The sequence below is a fragment of the Streptomyces diastaticus subsp. diastaticus genome (assembly GCF_011170125.1).
GTDB lineage: Bacteria > Actinomycetota > Actinomycetes > Streptomycetales > Streptomycetaceae > Streptomyces > Streptomyces diastaticus.
On record NZ_BLLN01000003.1, the window covers coordinates 951,151 to 976,232 of the forward strand.

At 75.7% G+C, this 25,082-nt stretch carries 19 protein-coding genes and 3 pseudogenes; 6 read left to right on the forward strand and 16 right to left on the reverse strand.

Annotated features, from left to right (window positions below; translation table 11 throughout):
* Nucleotides 1–133: 133 nt before the first annotated feature.
* Nucleotides 134–997, forward strand: coding sequence for an esterase/lipase family protein (locus Sdia_RS12645; RefSeq protein WP_100456098.1), 864 nt, complete (start codon nt 134–136; stop codon nt 995–997).
* A 109-nt stretch (nt 998–1,106) separates the two neighbouring features.
* Here the strand turns inward: Sdia_RS12645 and Sdia_RS30540 are convergent, their stop codons facing one another.
* From Sdia_RS30540 to Sdia_RS12660, 4 genes and pseudogenes are all read right to left on the reverse strand, one after another.
* Nucleotides 1,107–1,511 carry an LAETG motif-containing sortase-dependent surface protein gene (locus tag Sdia_RS30540; protein WP_409373642.1) on the reverse strand — a complete coding sequence of 135 codons (405 nt, stop codon included), beginning with the start codon at nt 1,509–1,511 and terminating at the stop codon, nt 1,107–1,109.
* A pseudogene (locus tag Sdia_RS30885) lies at nt 1,474–1,701 on the reverse strand (lytic polysaccharide monooxygenase); the annotation flags it as partial. The pseudogene Sdia_RS30885 and the gene Sdia_RS30540, both read right to left, overlap by 38 nt.
* A gap of 185 nt (nt 1,702–1,886) precedes the next feature.
* Nucleotides 1,887–2,393, reverse strand: a pseudogene (locus Sdia_RS12655) (ribonuclease FAU-1 family protein); the annotation flags it as partial.
* A complete protein-coding gene (locus Sdia_RS12660) occupies nt 2,374–3,291 on the reverse strand; it encodes a GNAT family N-acetyltransferase (protein WP_189500563.1) in 918 nt (305 codons plus the stop codon). The pseudogene Sdia_RS12655 and the gene Sdia_RS12660, both read right to left, overlap by 20 nt.
* Before the next feature lie 174 nt (nt 3,292–3,465).
* Here Sdia_RS12660 and Sdia_RS12665 point away from each other — a divergent pair, with 174 nt between their 5' ends.
* Nucleotides 3,466–3,852 carry a GntR family transcriptional regulator gene (locus tag Sdia_RS12665; protein WP_100456095.1) on the forward strand — a complete coding sequence of 129 codons (387 nt, stop codon included), beginning with the start codon at nt 3,466–3,468 and terminating at the stop codon, nt 3,850–3,852.
* 52 nt (nt 3,853–3,904) lie between these two features.
* On the opposite strand, the gene Sdia_RS12670 is transcribed toward Sdia_RS12665, so the two are convergent.
* A complete protein-coding gene (locus Sdia_RS12670) occupies nt 3,905–5,080 on the reverse strand; it encodes a DUF5925 domain-containing protein (protein WP_100456094.1) in 1,176 nt (391 codons plus the stop codon).
* A gap of 136 nt (nt 5,081–5,216) precedes the next feature.
* Here Sdia_RS12670 and Sdia_RS12675 point away from each other — a divergent pair, with 136 nt between their 5' ends.
* Nucleotides 5,217–6,572, forward strand: coding sequence for a GH39 family glycosyl hydrolase (locus Sdia_RS12675; RefSeq protein ID WP_124288451.1), 1,356 nt, complete (start codon nt 5,217–5,219; stop codon nt 6,570–6,572).
* A 717-nt stretch (nt 6,573–7,289) separates the two neighbouring features.
* Nucleotides 7,290–7,736, forward strand: a complete 447-nt coding sequence (locus tag Sdia_RS12680) for a cytidine deaminase (protein ID WP_115068517.1) — start codon at nt 7,290–7,292, stop codon at nt 7,734–7,736.
* A gap of 43 nt (nt 7,737–7,779) precedes the next feature.
* Here Sdia_RS12680 and Sdia_RS30730 read toward each other — a convergent pair.
* The 6 genes and pseudogenes from Sdia_RS30730 to Sdia_RS12715 all read right to left on the reverse strand — a co-directional run bounded on the left by Sdia_RS30730 (nt 7,780) and on the right by Sdia_RS12715 (nt 16,031).
* A pseudogene (locus Sdia_RS30730) lies at nt 7,780–11,165 on the reverse strand (lipopolysaccharide biosynthesis protein).
* A gap of 88 nt (nt 11,166–11,253) precedes the next feature.
* The gene (locus tag Sdia_RS12695; protein ID WP_100456091.1) at nt 11,254–12,159 is read right to left on the reverse strand and encodes a polysaccharide deacetylase family protein; all 906 of its coding nucleotides are present in this window, start codon (nt 12,157–12,159) and stop codon (nt 11,254–11,256) included.
* Nucleotides 12,156–13,226, reverse strand: a complete 1,071-nt coding sequence (locus tag Sdia_RS12700) for a glycosyltransferase family 2 protein (RefSeq protein ID WP_229831619.1) — start codon at nt 13,224–13,226, stop codon at nt 12,156–12,158. The genes Sdia_RS12695 and Sdia_RS12700 overlap by 4 nt, the downstream gene beginning before the upstream one ends.
* Nucleotides 13,223–14,044 carry a glycosyltransferase family 2 protein gene (locus Sdia_RS12705; RefSeq protein ID WP_207206453.1) on the reverse strand — a complete coding sequence of 274 codons (822 nt, stop codon included), beginning with the start codon at nt 14,042–14,044 and terminating at the stop codon, nt 13,223–13,225. Before Sdia_RS12705 ends, Sdia_RS12700 begins: the two co-directional genes overlap by 4 nt.
* A 477-nt stretch (nt 14,045–14,521) precedes the next feature.
* Nucleotides 14,522–15,616, reverse strand: coding sequence for a GNAT family N-acetyltransferase (locus Sdia_RS12710; RefSeq protein WP_100456089.1), 1,095 nt, complete (start codon nt 15,614–15,616; stop codon nt 14,522–14,524).
* Nucleotide 15,617: 1 nt separating this feature from the next.
* Nucleotides 15,618–16,031, reverse strand: coding sequence for a hypothetical protein (locus tag Sdia_RS12715; protein ID WP_229831618.1), 414 nt, complete (start codon nt 16,029–16,031; stop codon nt 15,618–15,620).
* 325 nt (nt 16,032–16,356) lie between these two features.
* Here Sdia_RS12715 and Sdia_RS12720 point away from each other — a divergent pair, with 325 nt between their 5' ends.
* Entirely contained in the window at nt 16,357–17,166 is an 810-nt protein-coding gene (locus Sdia_RS12720; RefSeq protein ID WP_115068512.1) for an SGNH/GDSL hydrolase family protein, read from the forward strand.
* A gap of 175 nt (nt 17,167–17,341) precedes the next feature.
* Here Sdia_RS12720 and Sdia_RS12725 read toward each other — a convergent pair whose 3' ends face one another.
* On the reverse strand, nt 17,342–18,478 hold the full coding sequence (locus Sdia_RS12725; RefSeq protein ID WP_100456086.1) for a serine/threonine-protein kinase: 1,137 nt from the start codon (nt 18,476–18,478) through the stop codon (nt 17,342–17,344).
* A gap of 310 nt (nt 18,479–18,788) precedes the next feature.
* Here Sdia_RS12725 and Sdia_RS30080 point away from each other — a divergent pair, with 310 nt between their 5' ends.
* Entirely contained in the window at nt 18,789–19,058 is a 270-nt protein-coding gene (locus Sdia_RS30080; RefSeq protein ID WP_100456085.1) for a hypothetical protein, read from the forward strand.
* Between the two features lie 143 nt (nt 19,059–19,201).
* Here Sdia_RS30080 and Sdia_RS12730 read toward each other — a convergent pair whose 3' ends face one another.
* From Sdia_RS12730 to hmgA, 4 genes are all read right to left on the reverse strand, one after another.
* Nucleotides 19,202–20,356, reverse strand: a complete 1,155-nt coding sequence (locus Sdia_RS12730; RefSeq protein WP_100456124.1) for a type ISP restriction/modification enzyme — start codon at nt 20,354–20,356, stop codon at nt 19,202–19,204.
* A 103-nt stretch (nt 20,357–20,459) separates the two neighbouring features.
* Complete coding sequence (gene helR / locus Sdia_RS12735; RefSeq protein ID WP_100456084.1) at nt 20,460–22,646, reverse strand: RNA polymerase recycling motor ATPase HelR; 2,187 nt, start codon at nt 22,644–22,646, stop codon at nt 20,460–20,462.
* A gap of 188 nt (nt 22,647–22,834) precedes the next feature.
* Complete coding sequence (locus Sdia_RS12740; RefSeq protein WP_100456083.1) at nt 22,835–23,581, reverse strand: GntR family transcriptional regulator; 747 nt, start codon at nt 23,579–23,581, stop codon at nt 22,835–22,837.
* A gap of 75 nt (nt 23,582–23,656) precedes the next feature.
* On the reverse strand, nt 23,657–24,979 hold the full coding sequence (hmgA, locus tag Sdia_RS12745) for a homogentisate 1,2-dioxygenase (protein ID WP_189500562.1): 1,323 nt from the start codon (nt 24,977–24,979) through the stop codon (nt 23,657–23,659).
* Between the last annotated feature and the right edge of the window lie 103 nt (nt 24,980–25,082).

The window sequence follows — 25,082 nt, forward strand, 5'->3', positions numbered from 1 at the left end:
CCAGTTTTTACCGGCCCGTAACTTCCCCCGGAGGGCTACCCCTGCGTAACTTGACGGGAGCACGACAGCCGGTGATCCGGATCACAGGGCCATCCCGGCGCGAACCCCCACCGAGTCGCAAGGAGTCCGTCCGATGCTGCCCTGGAAGAGATGGCTGCGCCCCGTCGCCGCCCTCGCCCTCACCGCCGCCGCGGTGCTCACCCCCGCCGCCACCGCCTCCGCCGCCCCCGCCGCGGTCAGCAGTGGCTGGAACGACTACAACTGCAAGCCGTCCGCCGCGCACCCCCGTCCGGTCGTCCTGGTCCACGGCACCTTCGCCAACTCCGTCGACAACTGGCTGGTCCTCGCGCCCTACCTGGTCAACCGCGGCTACTGCGTCTTCTCCCTCGACTACGGGCAACTGCCCGGTGTGCCCCTCGTCCACGGCCTCGGCCCGATCGACAAGTCGGCCGAGCAGCTCCGTGACTTCGTCGACAAGGTGCTCGCCGCCACCGGCGCCCCCGAGGCCGATCTGGTCGGCCACTCCCAGGGCGGCATGATGCCCCGCCACTACCTGAAGTTCCTCGGCGGCGCCGACAAGGTCAACGCCCTGGTCGGTATCGCCCCCGACAACCACGGCACCACCCTGCTCGGGCTCACCAAGCTCCTGCCGCACTTCCCGGGCGTCGAGAAGTTCCTGAACGACAAGACCCCCGCGCTCGCCGACCAGATCGTCGGCTCCCCCTTCCTCACCCGGCTCAACGAGGGGGGCGACACGGTGCCAGGCGTCCGGTACACCGTCATCGCCACCCGCTACGACCAGGTCGTCACGCCCTACCGGAGCCAGTACCTGGACGGGCCGGACGTCCGCAACGTGCTGCTCCAGGACCTGTGCCCGGTCGACCTCTCCGAGCACGTCGCCATCGGCACCATCGACCGGATCGCCTTCCACGAGGTGGCGAACGCCCTCGACCCGGCCCACGCCACCCCCACCACCTGCGGCTCCGTCGTCGACTGAGCCGCGCCCCGCGCACCGGCGAAGGGCCGCCACCGCTCCCCGGCCAGGGGGACGGCGACGGCCCTTCGGCCCGTCAGGGCAGGTGGGGGCGGCGGAACGCGCGGGGGCGTCAGTGACGGGAGCCGACCGCGCGGCGGCGGGCGGAGGCGAACAGGAAGGCGGCGCCGAGGGCGAGCACGCCCGCCCCACCGATCGCCACGTACGGGGTGGCGCTGTCGCCGCCGGTCTCCGCGAGGTCCTCGCCGCCCGCGGGCTTCTCCTCGACGGCGGTCCCGGCCGCGCCCTTCGCCTCGGGGGCGTTGCCCCGCCGACGGCCTCGTGGCCCTCGCCGTGCGCGGCGTTCGCCGCCCTCTCCCGGGCGGTGTCCCCGCCGTGGCCCTCGTGGGCGACGGCGGACCTCTCCGCGCCCGCCTCGATCTGCCGCTCGGACGGCCGTCCGGGACGACCTCGCGGTGACGGCCCGCCACGTTCGGGAGGTTGACCTCGTTCCAGTCGTAGAACGCCTGGGCGCCACTGGCGGCGACGGCGGCCTCGCAGGCGTCGGACGACGGGCGCTCCGGACCCTCCGCGTAACAGGCCGAGACCCGGCTGACCGGGTCCGTCATGGTGCCGTGCGCGCCGGCCGGGGAGGCGCCGAGCACGGTCAGCGCCAGCGGGGCGGCGAGCAGGGCGGCGGTCCTGGCGGCGGTGCGGCGAACGGTCATGGGCGGGCTCCTCGCGAGGTCGTCGGCCGGGTGCGGCGCGGGTCCCCCGGAACTCGGCCGCCACCGGGAAACTAGCCTCCCGACCAGCCCGTTCCACCGGGAAGTACGCCCGGGGGCCGATCTTCATGGTGCTCTTGAGATCGCCCTGAGCGGCCCATCGGACGACGGCCCCGCCCCACCTCTCGACGGCCCGTCAGCTCCGTCAGCCGTCCCGCTCGCGCCAGCTCCTCCAGCGTGTCCAGCGCCGCCCGCGCCGCCGCGGCCGCCACCGGATCGGTCCGCTCCAGCCCGCTCGCCGCGAACTCGTCCTCGTCCAGCCGCAGCACCTCGCTCCCGTCGGCCGGGACCCACAGGTCCAGGTCGAGGTCGTCCACCACCAGCACGCCGCCGGACAGCTCCGCCGGACGGGTCACGTCGCAGTACCAGCCCTTCAGGGCGCCCGCGCCGTCCCGCACCTCCTTCACCGCGAACCAGCGGCCGCGCCAGAAGTGCTCGGTGAACACGTCGCCCGGCTCGAAACGCACGAAGCCGAAGTCGCGCACCCCGGCCCCCGCCCACGGCGCCCGCACGGTGATCCGCTCCCCGTCGTCGGCGAGCAGCCGCGCCGGGTACGTGATCTTCGTCCGGCCGTGCTTGACCAGCCGTACGCCCACCTCGCCGGTGCCCGGCACGTCAGCCCAGCTCGCGGAGATGCCGCACCTCCGTCGCGCAGATCTCGTAACCGAACCTGCGGTTGACGGCGAGCATCGGGGCGTTGCCCGCGTCGTTCCCGGTGAACGCCTCCCGCAGGCCGGCCGCCCGGGCCTTGTGCAGCGTGGCGGTCTTCGCCAGGCTCGCCAGCCCGCGTCCCCGGTACTCCCGCAGCGTCCCGGTCATCGCCGACGACATCCGGCTCACCCCGTCGGTCGCCACCGCGCTGAACGCGACCGGCCGCCCGTCCACCACGGCGAGCGTGGCCAGCTCCCGTGACTGGCAGGGGTGGCCCCAGGTCGTCTCCAGCCAGTCGGTGTAGTCGTCCAGTTCGGCGCCGACGTCGCTGGGCTCGTCGGCGGTCACCGCCGCGTCCAGCTCGAAGACCGGGCGCGGATCGTCCTCGAACACGGTGCAGGGCACCAGCTCCACCCTGGGCGGCACCTCGGGCAGCGGCGGCAGCGGTGCCGTCAGGTCCAGCCGCAGGAAGTGCGCCGAGCGGCGCGGGGCGTAGCCGCGGCGCCCGGCGTAGGCGAGGCTTCTCCCGTCCCCCAGCACCCAGCTGTACGCGCGCGCGGCCCCCAGCCCCCGCAAACGCGCCTCGGCCGCCTCCACCAGCGCGGTGCCGACGCCCCGGCCGCGCCGGTCCGGACGGACGTAGGTGTTGACGTAGGCGTTGCCCGGCGTCGGGCTCTCGTGGGCCAGCCCCGTCTGGCAGCGGCCGACGACCTCGCCGTCCGCCTCGGCCACCAGCACCCGGTGGCGGGCGGCCTCGGGGGTGTGCTCCGCCTCCCACACCTGGGCCTCGGCGGTGGTCAGCAGCGGGGGGATCGCCTCTCGCAGGACCCGGACGACGGCCTCGGCGTCGTCGGGCCGGAAATCTCTCACAGTCACTGTCACGGCGGTGACGCTAGGCGCTCCCGCCCCCTGAGGTCGCGTCAATTTCCGTACGCCCGGCCTCCCCCCGTCCCGGCTCCCGCAGACAGCCGTTCCCGCCCGGGCCCGCCGCCACCGGCCCGGCCGCCGCCGCCCGCGCCGTCCCGCGGACAGCCGCCGGTACGGGACAATCGCCGCGTGACAGCCGACGACATCAGCATCGAGATCGACCCGCGCGACCCCACCGCTCCCTACGAGCAGGTACGGGCCCGCCTCTCCGAACTGGCCCGCTCCGGCGCCCTGCCCGTCGGGCACCGGCTGCCGACCGTGCGCGGCCTCGCCGAACGCCTCGGCATCGCCGCCAACACCGCGGCCAAGGCGTACCGGGCCCTGGAGGCCGACGGGGTGATCGAGACCCGGGGCCGCAACGGCACCTTCGTGGCCGCCGCCGGGGAGGCCGCCGACAAGGAGGCCGCCGCGGCCGCCGCCACCTACGCGCAGCGGGCGCGCCGGCTCGGGCTGGACGCCGAGACCGCCCGCGCCGTCGCCGAGGAGGCGCTGCGGGCCGCCTACCGCACCCGCTGACGGACCGGGGCCGCCCGTTTTTCGCCGGGGCGTCAGGGGTGGCGGCCCGACCTCACAGGTAGAGCCCCGAGTCGGCCACCGCGCGCTGGTCGGGCAGGTCGGTCGGCCCGGTGCCGCGCCGCAGCGCGTACAGCTCGGCGAGGGTGGCTCCCTCCCGGCCGACGCCCTCGGAGCTGCCGAGCCAGGCCACCGCCTCGTCCCGGGTCAGCGCGCCCACCTCGATCCGGGCCAGGCAGCGGCCGGGCCGCACCACGGCGGGGTGCAGCCGCTCCAGCGGCTCGTTGGTGGTGACCCCGACCAGCACGTTGCGGCCCTGGCCGAGCAGGCCGTCGGTGAGGTTGAGCAGCCGGGACAGCGCCTGGCCCGTCGAGCTCTTGGCCTCTCCCCTGATCAGCTCGTCGCAGTCCTCCAGGAGCAGCAGCCGCCAGCGGGACTCGCCCTCGTCGTCCTCCTCGCCGATGGCGATGTCCATCAGGTAGCCGACGTCGGAGAAGAGCCGTTCCGGGTCGAGGACGCAGTCGACCTGGCACCAGTCGCGCCAGGCCCGGGCCAGGGTGCGCAGCGCCGAGGTCTTGCCGGTGCCGGGCGGGCCGTGCAGCAGGAGCAGCCGGCCCGTCACCTCGTCCGGCGTGGTCTTCATCAGGCCGTCCATCGCCCCGGCCACCGGCGCCGTGTAGTTGCCCCGTACCTCCTCCCAGCTGCCGGCGCTGATCTGCCGGGTGGTGCGGTCCGGGCCGCAGCGGGGCGAGAAGTGCCAGAACCCCATCGACACGTCCTCCGGGCGCGGGTCCGGTTCGTCCGCCGCGCCCTGAAGCGTCCTGGTGAGCAGCGACTCGGCCAGCTCGGCGCTGGTCGCGGTGACGGTCAGCTCGCAGCCCCGGGACCACCGGGAGACCAGCAGTGTCCAGCCGTCGCCCTCGGCCAGCACGCGGCCCCGGTCCCCGTCGGTGACGGTGCGGACCACCGTGGCGCCCTCTGGCAGCTCCGGGGCGCCGGGCCGCAGCTTCTCCACCGTGCCGCTGTGCGCGTACGGCTGCTCCCCGGTGGCGAACCGGGAGAGGAACAGGGCGTCCACCACGTCGGCCGGGGAGCAGTCGCCGTCGAGGTTGAGGCGGGTCTCCAGCAGCCCGGCCGGCGGGGCGGAGGGCGCGTCCGGCCCGGGGGCGGGGGTGCGGGCGGGTCTCGTCGTCTCGATCGGGGTCTCCTGGTGCTCGGCCATGTCCGCCATGGTCGGGGAGCGGAGCCCCCCGACGCACGCGGTTTTCGCCCGCGCCCCGCCCCACTTGAGCCGCGACGGCGTGTCGCGGCCCCCTTCCGGGGCGGAACCGGTGCCACCGCCCCGGGCGCTGCCTACTCTGGGAACGATGCGGGACCACGGGGGGCGGCGCGGGCGGGCCGGCCGGGGGCGGGCGGCCCTCGTCGCCGGCGCGTCCGCCCTCGCCCTCACGCTGCTCACCGCCTGCTCCGGCGGCCCGCCCGGCGAGCCCGCCCCGCCCGCCGAGGTCGGCTGGGGCTTCACCCACACCCGGTACAGCGCCGACCAGGGCGAGGACCGGGCGGTGCGCCGGGCCCGTGCCACCCTGGAGGGGACCGGCCTGCCGCAGGTCCAGCACCTGATGGGCTGGGGCGCCGACAACCCCGAACCCCGCCCGGGCGCATACGACTTCGCCGCCATGGATCGCCGGATCGCGCTGGCCGGGAAGACCGGCGCCACCCCCGTCGTCACCCTGTGCTGCGCGCCCGACTGGATGAAGGGCGGCACCGCCGGCCGGACCGACTGGAGCGTCGGCTCCCTGGAACGCGCCCCCGACCCGGAGCACTACGCCGACTTCGCCCGGCTCGCCGCGACCACCGCGCGCCGCTACCCCCAGGTCCGCCACTACCTCGTCTGGAACGAGTTCAAGGGATTCTGGAACGAGACCGAGGGCCGCTGGGACCACGAGGGCTACACCGAGCTGTACAACCAGGTCCGCCGCGCCCTCAAGGAGGTCGACCCGGCCATCCGCGTCGGCGGCCCCTACCTCGTCATGGACAGCTTCCCGCCCGGCCGCGCCGACGGTGCCTCCCGCGAGGTGCGCGGCGCCTGGGGCGCGCTGGACCGGCGGACCGTCGACGCCTTCCGGTACTGGAACCGGCACAAGGACGGGGCCGACTTCGTGGTGGTCGACGGTTCCAGCTACACCGTCGACGGCGAGCTGGTCCCGGACGCCTTCGCGGCCACCGCCAAGTTCACCGACGTCGGCCGCTGGCTCCGCGCGGAGACCGGCGGCCGGCTCCCGCTGTGGTGGGCCGAGTACTACGTCGAGCCCGGGGACGCCGACGACCGGCGCGCCGACTGGCCCGAATCCCGCCGCCGCGCCGCCCACGCCGCCGGCCTCGTGGCACTCGCCAAGGGCGGCGCCACCACCGCCTTCTACTGGAACCCCGAGCGCCCCGCCGCCCCCTGCCCCGGCTGCCTCTGGCGTCCCACCCACCTGCCCGACGGCGGCACCCCGCTCCCGATGCTCGACCTCTTCACCCGCTTCCAGCGGGAGTTCGGCCCCGGCACCCGTTTCGCCTCCGTCCCCGGCGACACCGCCTCCGGCCTCTCCGTCCTCGCCGACGACCGCGCCGTCCTCGCCGTCAACCACCGCGCCACCGCACGGACGGTACGGATCGACGGAGCGCGGGTGCGGCTGGAGGCGTACGAGGTGCGGTGGCTGGGGCGGACGGGGCGGTAGGGGGGGCGGCGGGCGCCGGGGGACCCGAACGGGTTCCGGACCTGGGCGGCTTCCCGCGCCCTCGGCCGTTCGCGGACGTCGGACAGGACGGGGCGGTGCCGGCCCGCTCCTTCGCCCTGCCGCGGCCGGCCGGCACGGTGACCTCGCGGGCACGACGACACCTCTCGTCGCGACGGGGGCCCGCGGGGCTCGGTCCGGCCGGTGGTGCCCGCGCCTCGCGGCGGGGGCCGGCGGCGCGGCGGTGACGGGGGAGAGCATCCCGCCGTCGTTCACCGGCATCGGCCACGGCGGGCGGTCCACGCCTCAGCCCCTCACGTCCGCACAGGGCGGGGCAGGGCGGCGGGCCGGCGCGGAACCCGCGGCGGGCCGGCCCGCCGGTCACGCGCTGCGCGTCCGGAGGGTGGGGACAGGTGTACCGGTGCCGGCTCCCCGGCGACCACCGGCCCCACGTGCTGGAGCGTGCCGGCGCGCTCGTGGAGGTGGCCCGGACGAGCACCGCGCCACGCCGCGACGCCGTGCGGGGCGGCCGGCCAGGCAGTCCCGAGCCTCCTCGGTCCCTTCGAAGACGTCCGCCACCCCCGGGGCCCCTCGTCCACCGGCAGGCTCCCTTTGTCCCGGGCGGGCCGCCGACCGGCTCGGCGGCCGACGAGGGACCCGGCGGCCGTCCGGGAAGGGAGCCCCCGGCGGGCCGCCGTCCCGCCCTCGTAGGATGCGCCCATGGCACTGGACCAGGCACTCGTGGACGCCGCACGCGATCAGCTCGACCGGCGGTGGCCCGCCGACGAGGACGGGGGCGCGGCGGCCGTGCGCCTCGCCGACGGGCGCGTCCTCACCAGCGTGGGGCTCGACAACCTGAACATGAGCGTGGCGCTCTGCCACGAGACGGGCGCGCTGATCCAGGCGTACACCCTCGACGTCCCCGTCACGGCCACCGTCTGTCTCTGCCGTGACCGGGAGCGGAACCGCCTCCTCGTCCTGCCGCCCTGCGGCATCTGCCAGGAGCGGCTGGCCCTGTGGGGCCCGCGGGTCGAGGCGGCCGTGCCCGACGCCACCGCCCCCGGCGGCTGGCGCGCCGCCACCCTCGCCGAACTCAACCCCCTCTACTGGGGAACGAGCTTCACCGAGGACGGTGACTGGCCCACCCAGGCCGCCCACAGCGCGTGACGTGACGCGGGCCGTCCCACGGCCCGCCCGGGCCCGCGGGCGTTCAGGCCAGCGTCCAGAAGCGGTGGACCAGTGACGCCAGGACCACCACCAGCAGCGGCACCGCGAACCAGAACAGGCCCCGGACCGCCGGGGAGGCCGGGCTGCCGGGAGCGGCGCGGACTCGGAGCACCTCGCGGACCGCCAGCAGGAGGACGAGCAGCCCGGCCGACAAAGCACCCAGGACGGACCACGGTGTCCAGGTGACCATCGGGCCCGGCGGGCCGGGTGCGGCCGCCTCCACCGGGCCGGGCGGCGGGTCGCGCAGCTCGTACACGCTCGCGTCGGCGTCGCGTACCACCGCGACCAGGTCGTCGCGGGCGTCCAGGGCGGCGAGGAGCCGACGCTCCCAGCTCGTCGGGTAGCCGGCGTCCAGCTCCAGGTGGGCCGACTGGCCGCGGCCCACGATCAGGTACGAGCGGGGGCCCGCCTCACGCAGGGCGTCGGCCAGCGGGGCGACCAGGACCGGGTCACGGGGCGCCGCGGCCGGGACGTACCGGACGCGTTCCATCGCCCGGGAGCCCCAGGGCAGGGCCGGGGTCACGCTCTCCTCGGGGTCCTCGCTGAGCCAGAGCAGGCGTGCGGTCGGTTCTGCGTGCGCGTACACCCACTCCATCGCGGCGACCTCGCCGGGCCGTACCCGTTCGAACGCCTCGTTGCCCCACCGGGCCACCAGGAAGCCGCCGACCAGGACCAGCCCGGCCAGCAGGGCCGCGAGCGGTGCCGGCGAGACTTGGTCCCAGGCCCGCTCCTCGGCGCTCTTCCCGGCGCGCGGGAAGAAGGCGAGCGCCGCCAGCAGGGCCGCGCCGGGCAGGGCGAAGAGGAAGACCCGCAGCGCCATCTCCCCGCCGTACGCCTGGAGGGCGAACCCGGCGGCCGGGACGAACGCCAGGACCGGCAGGGCCCGTTCCCGGTATCCGGCGACCCTTCTGCGCCACCAGCCCCAGCAGGCCAGCCCCATCACCAGCCCGGCCAGCCCCACCCGGGTGTACAGCACCAGTTGGTGCGTGGCGGAGCCGCCCTCGATGCGGCCGGTGACCGAGGAGGTGACGTTCTCCCCCAGCCCGCCGATGCCGCCGAAGAGTTCGTCGAAGTGGCCCGACCAGTACGGCTCGGCGAGGAAGCAGACCCACCCCACCGCCACCACCCCGACGAGCAGCGGCAGGCCCCGCAGGGCGCACCGGCCGAGCACCACCAGTACCGCCACCACCCCCAGCATCACGAAGGGCGTCAGCTGGTGGGAGGGGACGACGGCCGCGAACAGGGCCAGGACCACGGTGAGCAGGACCGTCCGCTGCCCGGGCGTCGTGGCCCCCACCGCCGCCTCACCCGGCACCACCCCGCCGGGCGGCGGCCTGCCGGGCCCCCGGAACCACCGCAACAGCACGGCCGCGAAGGCCAGGTACAGCAGGTAGGTGAAGCTCTGGGGCGAGAAGTAGTCCTGCCCCACCCAGCCGCTCAGCGCGAAGAACCACACCCCGCACCAGCGTGCCCGCCACCCCGCCCGCACCGAACGCGCCAGCAGCGCCATGGGGAGCAGCGCCAGCAGGTTGACCGCCAGAGGCCACCAGCGCACCACCTCCGCCAGCTCCGCCGGGTCGCTCACCCCGCACGCCCGCAGGACGAAGGCGGCGACCGCGAAGAACCCGGGCCAGCTCCACCGCGCGTCCAGCGCCGGGGCCGACCCACCGGTCCGGTCCAGGTACTCCAGGAAACCGAGGTGCTGCCAGGCGGTGGCGAACCGGGGCTGCTCCTCGACCACGGCCGGCAGCGCGTGCAGCGACGCGACCGTCGCCACCAGGACCAGCCCGAGCAGAAGAGGCTGCGGGCGGGAGGCCCACAGCAGCGCCCCGAACGCGCCCACCAGCAGCGCGGCCCCGGCGAAGAGGGGCCACGGCAGGATTCCGGCCAGGCCGAGGCCGCCCATGGCGTCCAGCGCGGACTCGTCCAGGGCCGGGACCGGCAGCCAGTACAGCGCCAGCCCCGCCGCCAGCAGCAGCGCGGGCGCCACCGTCCGCAGGGACGGGCGCCGCCGGGCCGGCCCACCGGGCGTCTCCCCCTCCGCCGTGGGCGGCACCTCGGGCGCCGCCTTCGCCCAGGACGGCCGGTGCTCCGCCGCCGCCTCCGCCTCCTCCGCCGCCGGTCCGCCGGTCACCGTCCGCCTCCGCCCGCCGGGGCCGCGCCCTTTGGCGCCGCCCGTACCACCGGGGCCAGCCGCACCGCCGCGACCAGCGCGACCACCGCCAGCCCCGCCACCTCCGCGATTCCGGCCCCCACCAGCCCCAGCCGGGGCAGGAGCAGCAGGGTCAGCCCGAGCATCACCCCGCAGAACAGACCCTGGAGCCAGGCCAGCCCCGAGGTACGGCTGCGGGCCCGCAGCACACTGAAGTACACCTCGGTCACCACCCGCAGCAGCGCCCCCACCGCGTACCAGCGCAGCAGCCCGGTCGCCGCCTCCGTGTACTCGGCGCCGAAGACCCCCAGCACGTACGGCGCGCCGAGGAACAGCACCGCGCAGACCGGCACCATGATGCGGGCCATCCGCAGCAGCGCCGCGCGGGTGTTGCGGCCCAGCCGCGCCGGGTCGTGGGCGCCCTCCACGGTCAGTGAGGCACCCATGTTGACCGCCAGCAGGTTGACGGTGCCGGCGATGGTGACGGTGACGTAGAAGTACGCGTTGTCCGCTGGGGAGACCTGGGCGGCGACGATGACCGGCACCAGGTACACCACCGCCAGCGAGAAGAGCGCGCCCGTGCAGTCGCCCGCCAGGAAGCGGCCCAGCTCGCGCAGGGCCGGCGGCCGGGCGGCGCCCGCGGTCTCCCGCTCGTGGCGCGGCACCAGACGGCGCAGCACCAGCCACCCCAGAGGGACCACCGACACCGCGATGGCCACCGCCCAGGAGACGAAGACCCCCGCCACCGGCACCGCCCCGGCCAGTGCCACCAGCAGCACCAGCTTCACCAGCGAGAAGGCGGTGTTGCCGACCGGTACCCAGACGGCGCGGCGCAGCCCCGTCAGCACCCCGTCCTGGAGGGTGAGCACCGACCAGGCCACCACCGCCAGCAGGAAGCCGGCCGCGGGCAGCGGTCCGTGGAGGAAGGAGTAGGCCGGGCCCCACAGGCCGAGGGTGAGCAGGAAGCCCCCGGCCGCCGCCGCGACGAGCAGCGCGCTGCCCGCGTAGGCGCGCCGGACCAGGGCGCCGGTCGCCGCCCCCGAGACCGGGACGAACCGTGCCAGCGCCCCCGTCAGGGTGACCGCGGTCAGCCCCGCCAGCAGCTTCATCGCCGCGATGGCGGCCGAACCGTGGCCGACCGCCTCCTCGGAGTAGTAGCGGGCGGCCGCCACCCAGAACCCCAGCCCCAGCACGGCGGAGACACCGGTGTTGACCATCAGGGCGTACGCGTTGCGCAGCAGCGGGGCCCGCCCCGGCGCGTCGGCCGGGGCGGGCCGGGCCCGCGCGGCGCGGGCGGTGCCGGTGTCAGTCACGGGAGAGGAGCGCCTTTCCCCGGGCTGCCCTCCGGGCCCGCCGCACCATCGCGTACCCCCGGGTCAGCGCCCGGTCCGGGGCGTACGCCCGGGTCAGCGCGCGGCACTCCAGGAGCCGCCCGAACTGCTCGGGTCCCGTCGAGCGGCGCACCGTCACCCGCCGCAGCGCGTACGGGCCCTGGACGCGGCGGGCCGGGCCGTTGCCGACCGCCAGCGCCTGGGCGTACCCGGCCGCCCGTACCGCCTGGCGCACCCGCCGGTCGGAGTAGCCGTACGGGTAGGCGAACGAGGCGGGCGGCGTGCCGAGTTCGGCGCTCACCAGCTCCCGGCACCGGGCCAGCTCGACGCCGAGACGGGCGGGTGACACCTGGTCGAGCTGCGGGTGGGTGTGGCTGTGGCCGCCGATCTCCACCCCGGCGGCCGCCAGTTCCCGCACCTGCCCCCAGCCGAGCATCCGGTCGGGGGCGCCGCCCGCCGCGCCCGGACCGCGCAGCCAGCCGGTGGTGACGAACACCGTGGCGGTCAGCGCCAGTCCGGCCAGGACCGGGAGGGCGTGCCGGTGGACCCCCTCGTAGCCGTCGTCGAAGGTGATGAGGACGGGCCGGGCCGGCAGCGGGCGGCCGGCCCGCCAGCGGGCGGCGAGCTGGGCGGTGGTGAGCGGGGTGCAGCCGTACGCCGTCACCATCGCCATCTGCCCGGCGAACGCCTCCGGGGTCACCGACAGCGCACGGGTCGCTGCCGCGGGGGAGCGGGAGACCGCGTGGTACATCAGGATCGGCACCGGGGGATCGGCCGCCCGTCCCGCCGGGCCGGCCGCTTCCGCGGCAGGGCCGGGCGCCGCCCTTCCGCCCACGGTGCCGCCGCCCGGTGGGCACCGGCTCAACAGGTCGCCGCTCATGACCCGGCCTCCGGGGTGGCGCCGGTGGGCCGCGCCGCCGCGCCGGTCCCGGGGACCCGGGGGACGGTGAAGCGCGGCGCGACGGCGCGGCGGGCCCGCCAGGAGCCGGCCAGGTAGCCGCCGGCCGCCGCGGCCGTCCCCACGAGGACCGCTCCGGCCCGCGCGGCCCCGCCCGGCCGGCCCCGCAGGGCGTCGGCCAGGCCACGGGCCACGGCGGCGGGCAGGACGCGGGTGGTGTGGCGGCGCTCGGAGGAGAGTCCGGCCCCGGCGCCGACGCTGCGCGCCACCAGTGCCTTGGAGAGGCCCTCGGCCCAGGTGCGGGAGCGGAAGTAGGCGAACCGCTCCCGTGCCCGCGGCACCCGGTGGTGGATGACGGCCCGGTCGTCGACGAGCAGGACCGCGTCCGGCCGGACCCGGGTGAGCCGGACGCAGAACTCCGTCTCCTCCCCGCCGAGCGGCTGCCGCCCGCCGTCCCGGCCGATGCCGAGTGCGAAACCCCCGGCGAGGCCGAAGGCGGAGCGGCGGAACGAGGCGTTCCCGCCCAGCACGTTGCGCACCCGCGCCCGCCCGGACGGATGCCCCCGGTAGGTGCAGCCGACCACCCAGTCGAACTCCTCGGGGAACCACCCCGGCCGCCGCCCCGACTCCCACCGCGGCTCGGTCCGCCCGCCCACGGCGAGGACCCCGGGGTCGGCGTACCCGGCGGCGAGGTGGCGCAGCCAGTCGGGATCCGCGACGGCGTCGTCGTCGAGGAAGGCGACCCACTCGCCCCGGGCCGCGCCGACGCCGGTGTTGCGCCCGGCGGAGAGGCCGCGCGGCCCGGCGTTGGGCATCACCCGCACCTGCGGCGGGCCGTCCGCGAACCGGTGCTCCAGACGCTCCAGCAGCACCGGGTGGTGGTCGACCACCAGCAGGATCTCCAGCGGCGGCAGTGACTGGGCGCCCAGGGAGGCGACCGCGTCCAGAATGTCCTGCCAGCGTTCCTCGGTGTGGACGCAGACGATCACCGAGAACCCCCTCGGGGAGCCCTCGGCCACCGGTTCCGGAAGGCCGGGGGCGCCGGTCACGAGTTCCCCCCGAGCGGCGCGACCGCGGGGCGGCGTGTGCCGCGCGCCCGGCTGCCCCGGCCGGAGCGCTCGCGCAGGATCACCCGCAGCACCCGCAGCCCGTCGCGGACGGCGCGCAGGTTGCTGGCGCCGTGGATGCGCAGGTACTCGTGGCTGGGTATCTCCTGGACCCGCAGTCCGGCCCTGACCACCCGGATGTTCATCAGGGTCTCCACCTCGAACCCGGTGCAGTCCAGGTCGATGCGGTCCAGGCAGTGGCGCCAGAAGGCGTTGTATCCGTAGCAGAGGTCGGTGTAGCGGGCGCCGAACTTGGCGTTGACCACCGCGCACAGGACGCGGTTGCCGAGCTTGCGGACGGGCGTCATGTCGTCGGTGCCGCCGCCGTTGGCGAAGCGGGAGCCCTTGGCGAAGTCGGCGCCGGAGACCAGCGCGGAGACGTAGCTGACGATCTCGGCGCCGTCGGCGGAACCGTCCGCGTCGACCATGACGATGATCTCCCCGGTGCAGGCGGCGAAGCCCGCGATGAGGGCGTCGCCCTTGCCTCTGCCGCGCTGGCGGACCACCTTCACCTCCGGCCGGAGCTTCCGGGCGACCTCCACCGTGCCGTCGGTGGAATTCCCGTCGACCAGTACCACCTCGTGTATCCAATCGGGCAGCGTCCTGAAAACGTACGGCAGGTTCTCCGCCTCGTTCATGGCCGGAATGACCACGCTCACCGGCGGGGTGATCGCGAGATGTGAGGAGATGCGCCGGTAGGAATCCGGGACGCGGGTGGTGGCGCTGTGCTCCGAGTTCCCGTTCGCCGACGGTGCGGGCAGCGGGTTCCGGCCAGGTACTGCCGGCTGAAGAAAAGTCACGGGTCCGTTCCCTCTCGTCCGGTGGGCCGCCCGGTCGGGCGGCCCGGCACTGTGTCCGGTGCGAAAGGGGGCGTCGGCCCACGTCGGCCGTGCCCGTGGCGGACCACGGACAGGGTGCGTGAGCTGGTGGTTCCGGCCGCGCGGCCCGTGGCGGAGCCCGTCGCCGGGACCCGCCGCGGCACCCCCCTGCCGCGCTCCGCCCCGGTCCCGCGCGGACGCCGGCCCTCCCCAGGGCCCGCGGCCGCAGACCGGCGCGGTGGTGCTTGTCCTTCGGTCTTCCACCTGTACCGACGCGTCCGCCGGCCTTTCCGTACGCGCGCCACTTTATGGCAGGTACCAGGATCAGATTCTGCTTCTCGGTATTCAGCCGCAGGATTTCGCGAGAATGACGCATTCTCTACGCGGGTGCCTTCCCGGTGCCGCGGCGGAGGGAATTCATCAACCGCCCGTCCGGAGCCGGCCCACCCGTTTCAGCAGTGCGTCGGCCGGCCCGAAAAGCTCCGGCCGCCCCTGCACGGTGTTGCGCAGCGCGCGGGCGGGCGCCCGCCGCATCCGGTGGCCGAGCGCCACCGGGTGCCGCCGCGTCACCCACCCCTCCGACACGGTCAGTTCCCGCGTCTTCAGGGAGTCCTTGTACTCCTTGCGCCCCCGCCCGAGGTCGAGCAGCGCCATCCCGTCCTGTGCCGCGCCCCGCGCCATCGCCAGGTGCAGCACGAGTCCGGGGGAGTACTTCGCGTACGCCGGGTCGTACGCGGGGAACCAGCAGGCCAGTACCGCCGCCGAGCGGAGCCCGAAGTGGGCGGCGACCGGGCGCTGTCCGGCGTACAGGACGGAGAGCAGGCCGCGCACCGGCCCCGGAGCGGTGTGGAACAGATGCTCCACCAGGCGTGTGACCCACGGCTTCGCGAAGCGGTCGCCGCGACCGGTGCGCCGGTACTGCGCCGACTTCCAGGCCATCAGCCGCCGCAGGACCTCGGGATCGCGCTCGTCGTGGACGTAGCGCAGCGGGCCGTAATCGCGGGTCAGGCGGCGCTCCTTGGCCAGGGTGGTACGGGTGAACTTCGGCGAGCGCTCCCGCAGGCCCGCGAGGTAGTCGTCCCAGCCGCCCGCCACGTCCATCACCGGCGAGCCGAACCGGGTCACGGCCCGGCCGGCGAGGAGCGGCTGGTCCGCCGCCAGGTGGTCGAACTCCCAGAGGGCCAGTCCAGAGCCGCGGAGCAGCTCCGTGGCGTCGCCGGTGAAGCCCGGCCGGTGGACCAGCCCCTGGCAGTCCGAGAGGCCGAGGCCGACGGCGCGGCCGACCCCCGCGGCGGTGCGCTGGTGCGGGAAGAAGGCTGCCGGGACCCCGTCCTCGCGGACCACGGCGATCCGCACGTCGCGGCGGCAGGCGCCCACGGCGAGGGTGAACTCCGGTGCGAGGAAGGGGCTGTGGAGCTGTGGTGCCTCGGCGGCCGGGACCGTGGTCTGGAGCGTGGACCAGGCGGCCCGGTCGGCCGCGGTCAGCTCGCCCGGGCGGTGCACGGTGATGTCCACGTCAGCCGACCCGCTCTCGCCTGCCGGCGCGCCGTACGAGACGCCCGGCGAGCGCGCCGGTCAGGATCAGGCAGCCGGTGGCGCCCACCGCGACCACTCCGTTCCGCGCCGACCAGGCGCCGAGCATCAACAGGGTCTGCGCGGCAAGGGTGTTGGCCGCGAGTGCCGCGCCGAGGGCGGCGACGCCCCGGCTCCACGGGTCGAGTCCGGCCAGCGCGAGCGCGACGGCGCCGCCGGGTGCGGCGGCCAGGAAGACGAGGGTGAGCGCGGCGTGCCAGGGGGCCCCGGGCCCGGTCAGGGCGAGCAGGGTGCCGACCGCCGCGAGAGAGCACCACGCGGCGGCCAGTGCCGGTGCTTTCGCCCCGTCCCCCGGTGAGCCGCGATGTCGTGTCGTGAGAGAAGACGATGGCTTCATGCCGATGGTCTGCATTGGCGACTTTGCCCCCCAGCGCGCCGGATGCCGGACTTCAATGTGGCGCAGTGCCGCCGGGTCGTCAAGATGCGGAGAGAGTGTGCAGATATCCGACGGCCTCGCGCCCATCCGAGGGCACGCGTTCACGAACGAGTGGTGCGCACAAGGGGAATGACCAGCCGTCACGTTCCGGCGCGGCCTGTTGCGTTCGCAAAGAGTGCAGCGCAGACGCATCTCTCCGCGCGTAGATGTTTTGGCATGAACACTTCCGGGGGCCCTTCGGTTCGTGCTACCAAGTGCACGCCGACCCCCCACACATGGAGACATTATGAAGCTGCGCAGAACCGCGACACTCGTGACCTCGTTCCTCGCCGCCGCCGCTCTCACCTTCACCGGGGCCGGCGCGGCGGCTGCCGCCGACACCCAGGCGGCCGGCGGCTACGTCGCCCTCGGCGACTCCTACTCCTCCGGGGTCGGCGCCGGTTCCTACGACAGCGGCAGCGGTGACTGCCGGCGCACCCCGAAGGCGTACCCCGCCCTGTGGGCCGCCGCCAACTCGCCCGCCAGTTTCGACTTCGTGGCCTGCTCGGGGGCGAAGACCGGCGACGTCCTCGCCAACCAGCTCGGCCCGCTCAACTCCTCCACCGGCCTCGTCTCCCTCACCATCGGCGGCAACGACGCCGGGTTCGCGGACGTCATGACCACCTGCGTCCTCAAGTCCGAGGCGACCTGCGTCGCCCGCGTCAACGAGGCCAAGGCGTTCGTCGAGAGCTCGCTGCCCGCCAAGCTCGACTCGGTCTACTCGCAGATCCGCTCGAAGGCCCCCTCGGCCAACGTCGTCGTCCTCGGCTACCCGCGCTTCTACAAGCTGAACGGCTCCTGCGTCGCCGGGCTGACCGAGGGCGAGCGCACCGCCATCAACGGCGCCGCCGACCTCCTCAACTCCGTCATCTCCAAGCGTGCCGCCGACCACGGCTACGCCTACGGGGACATCGCCGCCGCCTTCACCGGCCACGAGATCTGCTCCGGCGACTCCTGGCTGCACAGCGTCAAGTGGACCGGCATCAACGACTCCTACCACCCGACGGCCGCCGGCCAGTCCGGCGGCTACCTGCCGGTGCTGAACTCCCGGGCCTGACCCGCCACGCGTGATCCGCGCGGGACGCGAGGACCGGTCCCGCGCCCGGGGCCCCGCCCCACCGAGGTCCCCCCCCCGCCGAGGAGGTCCCGCCACGAGGCGGGGCCTCCTCGGCGGCCCTTCCCGGTCCGGCACCCGGCCTCCGCGGTGGGCTCCGGCTGCCGGGCCCCGGGCCTCAGTCCGCCAGCAGGTGTCCCAGCCCCGTCGCCACCAGCACCACCACGGCCACCAGCGCCACCAGCGCCGGGGCCGTTCGGCCGAGCGCCGCCCGGGCCCCATCGGACCGCCGGCCGGCGGCGCCGCCCCCCTCCCCGTCCCGGGGCACGCCCCGGCCCACGCCCCCCGGACGCCCCGCCCCGCCGGGCCGGCCGCGGGCCGCTCCGCCCCGCCGGGGCCTCCGCGCCGCCGGCACCCCGCCGCTCCGCGTCCGCCCCCCGCACGCCACCCGGCGCAACAGCCGCTCGGCCTCCGCCGGGCCCAGCCGGTCGTCCGGGTGCTTGCGCAGCAGCCCCTCGATCACCGGCCGCAGCGGCCCCGCGCTGCCCGGCGCCGGAAGCGCGTCGTCCACCGCCGCGCCGAGCGTCGCCAGGGCCGTCTCCCGGCGGAACGGGGTGCGCCCCTCCACCGCGGCGAAGAGCAGTACGCCCAGCGCCCAGAGGTCCGAGGCCGGGCCGGGGTCGCCCTCCAGCGCCCGTTCCGGGGCCAGGTACTCCGGCGAGCCGACCACCTCACCGGCGTCCGTCAGCTCCTCCCCGCCCTCCACCAGGGAGCTGCCGAAGTCGGTGAGGACCACCCGTCCGTCGTGGGCGAGCAGGACGTTGGCCGGCTTCACGTCCCGGTGCAGCACGCCCGCGCAGTGTGCCGCCCGCAGTGCCGAGAGCACCTGGGCGCCCACCGACGCGGCCCGCTCCGGCGCCAGCGGGCCCCCCGCCTCCAGCACGTCCTGGAGGGTCGGCCCGCGGACCAGCTCCATCACGATCCACGGCCGCCCGTCCTGACGGACCACGTCGAACACCTCGGCCACGCCCGGGTGCTCGACCCGCCCGGCCGCCCGCGCCTCCCGCTCCAGCCGTGCGTGGAGCCGGGCCACGTCCTCCTCGGGCAGGCCGAAGGGCACACTCACCTCCTTCACGGCCACCTCGCGGCGCAGCGTCTCGTCCCGCGCCCGCCACACCGCCCCCATCCCGCCCCGGCCCAGCTCCCCGAGGAGCCGGTACCGCCCGGCCAGCAACCGGCCGCCCGTGCCCGGTCGCGCACCGTGTCCCTCGCCGCCCGCTCTGCCCGGCCTGCCCGACGTACCCGACGTGTTCATGAACCCTCCGTGGGGGAGCGCCATTTCTCACACAAGTACCCCGTCAGGGCGTATCCGGAGCGCCGCCGAGCCGGTGATTCGACGGCGCCCGGGCCGCCGCCCGGGGGTGCCCCGGGCCGCTCCCGGGGCCCGCGCCCCGCCTCACACAGCGTCACGGCGGGCTGTTGCGACATGTCCCGGACAGGCGTGGGTACCCGTCAACAACCTTGCGGGCAGGGCCGATCCCGCGCCCGGGATACCGGCGTCGACCCCAGGGACGATAGGGTTGCCCTGCCCGGGGCCGGGTGCCCTCGTACGGGTGGGGAGTGACATGGAACAGATAACTGTGCGCAGCAGGCCGCGAGTGCCTGCGATCACGTGCGGGAGCAGCGCGACCAGTTCGCGGCTCGACCGCCATCTCTCGGTGCTGGGCGGCCCCGCCGTCCCGCGGCGCGAGACGGTCGAGGCGACGACACTGATGCGTGAGCTCACCTCACGGAACGCCGCGCACGATCGCACCGGCAGGGGTGCGCGGGTCAGTCGGGTATCACTGTTCGCACCGCTCAGGCGGCTGCGCAGGTCGCTGTTCGGCGGCCACTGACCCCGGGCCGGCCGTAACACTCCGGCCGGCCTCCCCCTCCCCCCTGTTCCAGACACCGTCCGGTACGGGGCGCAGACCATGTGCCACCACTCCCCGGCACTGCGGGCGCCCCGCCCGGCGGTCTCTTCCTCGCGGACCGCCGCTCACCAGAGAGCGGACTGCCCCTCGGGGCCCGCCTCGCGGACCGCCAGCGCCGGACCGGGCCGCCGCGCGGCCGCCGGGACCGGCAGCACCCCCGCCGCCCGCAGCTCCGCCTCCCCGAGCACCGGCCCCGCCGCCGGCGGGCGCCCCGCCTCCGCCTCGCCCAGCAGCGCCAGCACCGTGATCAGCTCCAGCAGTTCCCGGGTCCGCTCCTGCGGCCACTCCCGGGGCGCCAGCCCCTCCAGCGTGCCCGCCGCCCCCACCGCCGTACGCCGGGCCACCCAGTCGGCCAGCACCCGCACCCCGGCGCAGGTGAACTCCCACGCCTCGCGGGGCACCGGCGCGATGCGCCCGCCGCCGACCAGCAGGCTCTCGCTCTCCCGGTCGTACGCCACCGGGTACGGCTCCTGCCCGCCCGCGCCCGCCGCCGGGGCCAGCGGTGCCCGGACGTACGGCCGCCGCCCGCCCGGCAGCCGGGGGCGCCCGCCGTCGAGTGGGGCCAGCAGGCCGAGGACGGCCCGGCCCCAGGCGACGCCCGCCTCCCACTCCTCGGGGCGCGCGGGCAGCGGGATCTCGCAGCCGCCGGGGCCGGGGACGGCGGCGCACACGATCCACGCGAAGACGTCCTCGGCCTCCACCGCCTGCCCCAGCTCTCCGGCCAGGTAGGGCACCAGGCCGGGGGCGAGGTTGGGGTCGGCGGCGTCGGGGTCGCGGTGCAGGGGGCGCACCGGCCGGGCCCTGCCGTGCGGATTGCGGCCGGTCGGCAGCAGGGCGGTGGCGAGCAGCGCGGGGCCGCCGGGGCCCGGCTCCAGCAGGTAGCGGGAGGCAGGGCCGTGAGCCCGCCACAGTTCGGGCCTGGCCGTGTCCAGGAGCCGGTGGTCGGGCAGCAGCCACCGGGTGTCGAAGGGCCCGTCGAGGACGCGGACCGGTTCGGGGCACGGACCCGGTGCACGGGCGAGGCGGCCCGTCGGGGTGACGCGGCCCGGCAGCGGGGCGACCGAGGAACGGGTGGTGCGGGCGCGGGTCGGTCCGAACAGCGCCTCCCGCCGCTCGCCCTCCGCCTCGGCCAGCGCCCGCCAGCGCCGCCGCAGTGTCTCCGGCTCGGCGGCCAGCGGCCAGGTGCGGCCCGGCCGCCAGGGCGCCACCGACCAGGGCATCAACTCCGCCAGCCGCACACCCCGCCGGCCCGCTCCGCCGCCCCCTCGCTCGCTCACCCCCGCATCGTACAAACCGCCCGCGCGCCGCCGCCCGTCCGAGGCCTCAGGGACCGGTGAGGACCGCCAGGCGCTGAGTCGCGCGGGTCATCGCCACATAGCGGTCGACGGCGCCCGCCACGCCTTCGCCGAACCTCTCCGGGTCGACCAGGACCACGAGGTCGAACTCGAGCCCCTTCGCCAGTTCGGGGGTGAGCGAGCGGACCCGGGGGGTCGCCTCGAAGGAAGGGTCGCCGATGACGCAGGCGACGCCCTCGGCGTGCTCGGCGAGCCAGGCGTCGAGGAGGGCGTCCCGGTCCGCGACCGGCCCGTGGTGGACGGGCACCCCGGTACCGCGCACGGAGGCGGGCACGTTGGCGTCGGGCAGCGCGGCGCGGATGACCCGCTCGGCCTCGGTCATCACCTCGACGGGGGTGCGGTAGTTGACGCCGAGGGAGGCCACCGTGATCCGGTCGAGCCCCGCCCGCGCCAGCCGCTCGGGCCAGGGCTGGGCGAAGCCGTGCCGGGCCTGGGCCCGGTCGCCGACGACGGTGAAGCTCCGCGTGGGGCAGCGTGAGCGGAGCATCTGCCATTCGGCGTCGGTCAGCTCCTGCGCCTCGTCCACGATGATGTGCGCGAACGGGCCGTCGAGTGGCTCCGCGCCGGCTTCCGGCCGGGCACCCTCGTCCGTCAGGGCGCTCCGCAGGTCGTCGTGGAGGAGCATCGTCACCGCGCCCTCCCCGTCGTCGTCGGCCCGTACGAGGGTGTCGACGACGGCGGCGCGCCGCTCCCGCTCGGCGGCGACGGCGGCGTCCTGCCGGAGCTTGCGCACGGAGGCCCCCGGATCGCCGAGCCGCTGCCGGGCCGCGTCCAGGAGCGGCAGGTCGGAGAGGGTCCAGGCGTGCGGCTCGGGGCGTCGCAGCGCACGGATCTCCTCGCGGCTCAGGTGAGGGGCGCACCGGTGCAGGTAGGCGGGGACCGACCAGAGGTCTCCCACCAGATCCGGCGCCTCGATGACCGGCCAGGCACGGTTGAGGGTGCCCATCAGTTCCCGGTTGCGCAGCAGCGAGCGGCGGAGCAGCGCGGGCGGGGCGCCGCTCTCGTCCTGGTCCGTGAGGATGGCGAGGAGTTCGTCGCGGATCTGGCCCCGTGCCTCGTTGTGCGGGGTGCCGGGCTCCACCGCGTCGAAGGCGGCGGCCCAGCCGGCGGCGCTCAGCCACAGTGTGGACCAGTGCGTGACGACCTCCATGCCTTCGGACGGCGGCTCCTCGTACAGGGCGACGGCCGGCTCGATCGCCCGCACCATCGCGGCGGAGGACTTCAGCCGGGCCACCTCCGGGTCGGTCTCGGGCCGTGCGTCCGCGCCCTCGGGGACCAGGTCGCGCAGGGTGCAGGTGCGCACGCCCTCCTCGCCGAGGCCGGGCAGCACGTCGGCGACGTAACTCAGGTAGGGCTGGTGCGGGCCGACGACGAGCACGCCGCCGCGGCGGCGGCCCAGGCGCGGGTCGGCGTACAGGAGGTGGGCGGCGCGGTGCAGGGCGACCACGGTCTTGCCGGTGCCCGGGCCGCCGTCCACCACGAGGGTGCCCCGGGAGCCCGCGCGGATGATCGCGTCCTGGTCGGCCTGGATGGTGGCGAGCACGTCACGCATCCGGTCCGAACGGTGGGCACCGAGGGAGGCGACGAAGGCCGACTGGTCGTCCAGCGCCGCGTGCCCCTCCAGCCCGTCGGCGGTGAAGACCTCGTCCCAGTAGTCGCTGATCCGGCCGCCGCTCCACCGGTACCTGCGGCGGCTGGCCAGGCCCATCGGCTGGGCGTGGGTGGCTGCGAAGAAGGGCTCGGCGGCGGGGGAGCGCCAGTCGGTCAGCAGGCGGTTCCCGTCACCGTCGGTCAGGCCGATCCGGCCGATGTACACGGGCTCGGGGTCGTCCTCGCGGACGAAGTGGCCGAGGCACAGGTCGAGGCCGAAGCGGTTCAGGGTCCGCAGGCGAGCGGTGAGGCGGTGGACCTCCGTGTCCCGGTCCATCGCGGCGCGGCCGGCCCCGCCGGGGGAGCGGAGGGCGGTGTGGAGGCTCGCCGTCAGCTCGGCGGCCGAGCGTGCGAGGGCGGCCGAGACGGCCGCGAAGTGCCGCTCGTCGCGGGCGGTCAGCGCCGGGTCGGCCTTGGCGGCGAGGCGGTCGGGGAGGGCGAACGCCGTGGCGGCGGCCGGGGAGGCGGCGGGAGGACCGGACAAAGGGGTGGGCACTGCGTGCATCACTCGTTTCGGCGGGAACGGGAACGGCCCGTGATTCTGCCCCGCACAGGGGGCCTTGCCGCAAGGGCCCCTGTGCGCTATAGGTTGAGAGTGGCAAGGAGCGTGGACACGCTCCTTGCCTTTCTTTTCGCCCTCCCGCGCGGGCGCCTTGGGCCGGGCCTCTTCGGAGTCCCGCACGTCGAAGCCCCCTACGCGTCCAGCGTCACCGTGAACGAGAACCGGTCCCCCCGGTAGCGGATGCGGGTCACGTCGAGGGTGCGGCCCTCCCCGTCCACGGTGATCCCGGTGTAGTGCAGGATCGGGCTGAGCAGCGGCACGTCGAGCAGCCGGGCCGTCTCCGGGTCGGCGAGGCGGGCCTCGACGGTGTCGGTGATGCGGGCGATGTCCAGGCCGACGGTGTCCCGCAGCACCTTGGTCATCGGCTGGTTCTCCAGGTCGCCCGGGTCGATCCGGGCCGCGATCTCCGGCGGCAGGTAGTTGCGGGCGTGGTTGGTGGGTTCGCCGGTCTCCTCGTCGTGGCGCAGCCGGTGGTAGGCGGTCACCTCGGTGCGGCCGGGGAAGTGCTCGGCGAGGTCCGGGGGGACCGGCGCCGGGCCGTGGCCGAGCAGGCGGGTGCGCATGCCGGACTGCTGGGCGACGATCGCGTCCACCGAGCCGAGCAGGCGGACCGGGGCGCCCTGGCGGGCGCTGGGTTCGATGAAGGTGCCGCGCCTGCGGTGGCGGCTGATGAGCCCCTCGTCCTCCAGCTCCTTCAGGGCCTGCCGCATCGTCAGGACGCTGACGCCGTAGTGCGCGGCGAGCTGTTCCTCGGTGGGCAGCCGCAACGGGCCGCCGGGGGAGCGGCCGAGTATGGAGGCCCGCAGGGACTGCGAGACCTGGTACCAGAGCGGCAGTTTCCGGTTCAGGACGATGGAGTCCGGTGCGAATGCGGTCACGGCTTCTCCGGGAGGACGGGGCGGGCGGGCCCGGCCGCCGGTGCGGGGCGGCCGGGTCACCGGTGGTTCAGGGGATCATCCCGCAGTTCCCCAGTGCCGCTGAAGGCCCTGCCACACCTCGTCGTAGCCGCGCTGCCGGTGGGCTGCGCCGGCCGCCTGCGCGGTCGGCAGGATGGGCCAGCGCGTCTCGAACATGAACGCCAGACCGTCGTCGATCCTCTGCGGCCTCAGCTCGGCCGCCGACGCCCTCTCGAAGGTGTCCCGGTCGGGGCCGTGCGCGGACATCATCGGGTGCAGCGAGCCGCCGCCGGGGACGAAACCGCCCGCACCGCCGCGCTTGGCGTCGTAGGCGCCGTCGATCAGGCCCATGTACTCGCTCATCACGTTGCGGTGGAAGTAGGGCGGACGGAAGGTGTCCTCGCCGACCAGCCAGCGCGGCACGAAGGCGACGAAGTCGACCCCGGCCAGCCCCGGCGTGTCCGAGGGCGAGGTGAGCACGGTGAAGATTGACGGGTCGGGGTGGTCGTAGCTGATCGAGCCGATGACGTTGAACCGGCGTAGGTCGTAGACGTACGGGACGTGGTTGCCGTGCCAGGCGACGACGTCCAGCGGGGAGTGGCCGTAGGTGGCCCGCCAGAGGTTGCCGCAGTACTTGTTGACGACCTCGACGGCTCCCTCCACCTCCTCGAAGGCGGCGACCGGGGCGCGGAAGTCGCGCGGGTTGGCCAGGCCGTTGGCGCCGATCGGGCCGAGGTCGGGGAGCTGGAAGGGGCGGCCGAAGTTCTCGCAGACATAGCCGCGGGCCGAGGTGCCCGTCAGCTCCACGCGGAACCGGACGCCGCGCGGGATCAGCGCGATCTCGCCCGGCCCCGCCGACAGCACGCCGAACTCGGTGCGCAGCCGCAGGGTGCCCTCCTGCGGGACGATCAGCAGCTCGCCGTCGGCGTCGGAGAAGACCCGTTCCATCGAGGTGACGGCGGCGTACAGGTGGACGGCCATGCCCTCGCGGCGGGCCGGGTCGCCGTTGCCGCCGAGGGTCCACAGGCCGGCCAGGAAGTCGGTGCCGGGGGCCGGGTCGGGCAACGGGTCCCAGCGCATCCGGTTGGGGTCGGGGGCGGCGGCGGTGAACGGACCGCCGTGCAGCGTGCCGTTCTCCGCGCGGACGAAGGCGGGGTGGGCGGCGGAGGGACGGATGCGGTAGAGCCACGAGCGGCGGTTCTGGGCGCGGGGCTCGGTGAAGGCGGTGCCGCTGAGTTGCTCTGCGTAGAGACCGAGCGGGGCGCGCTGCGGGGAGTTGCGGCCCTCGGGGAGGGCGCCGGGGACCGCCTCGGAGCTGTGTTCGTTGCCGAAGCCGGCCAGGTACGCCGGGGTGGCCGGTCCGTGTCCGTCGACGCTCATCCGGTGACTCCCTCGTCCGCTGATTCCTCTGCGTCACCATAGGATTGCGTGGCTCCGGTGACAAGCGTGCCGGTGAGGCGGCGGGGCGTCGGATTCCGCTCCA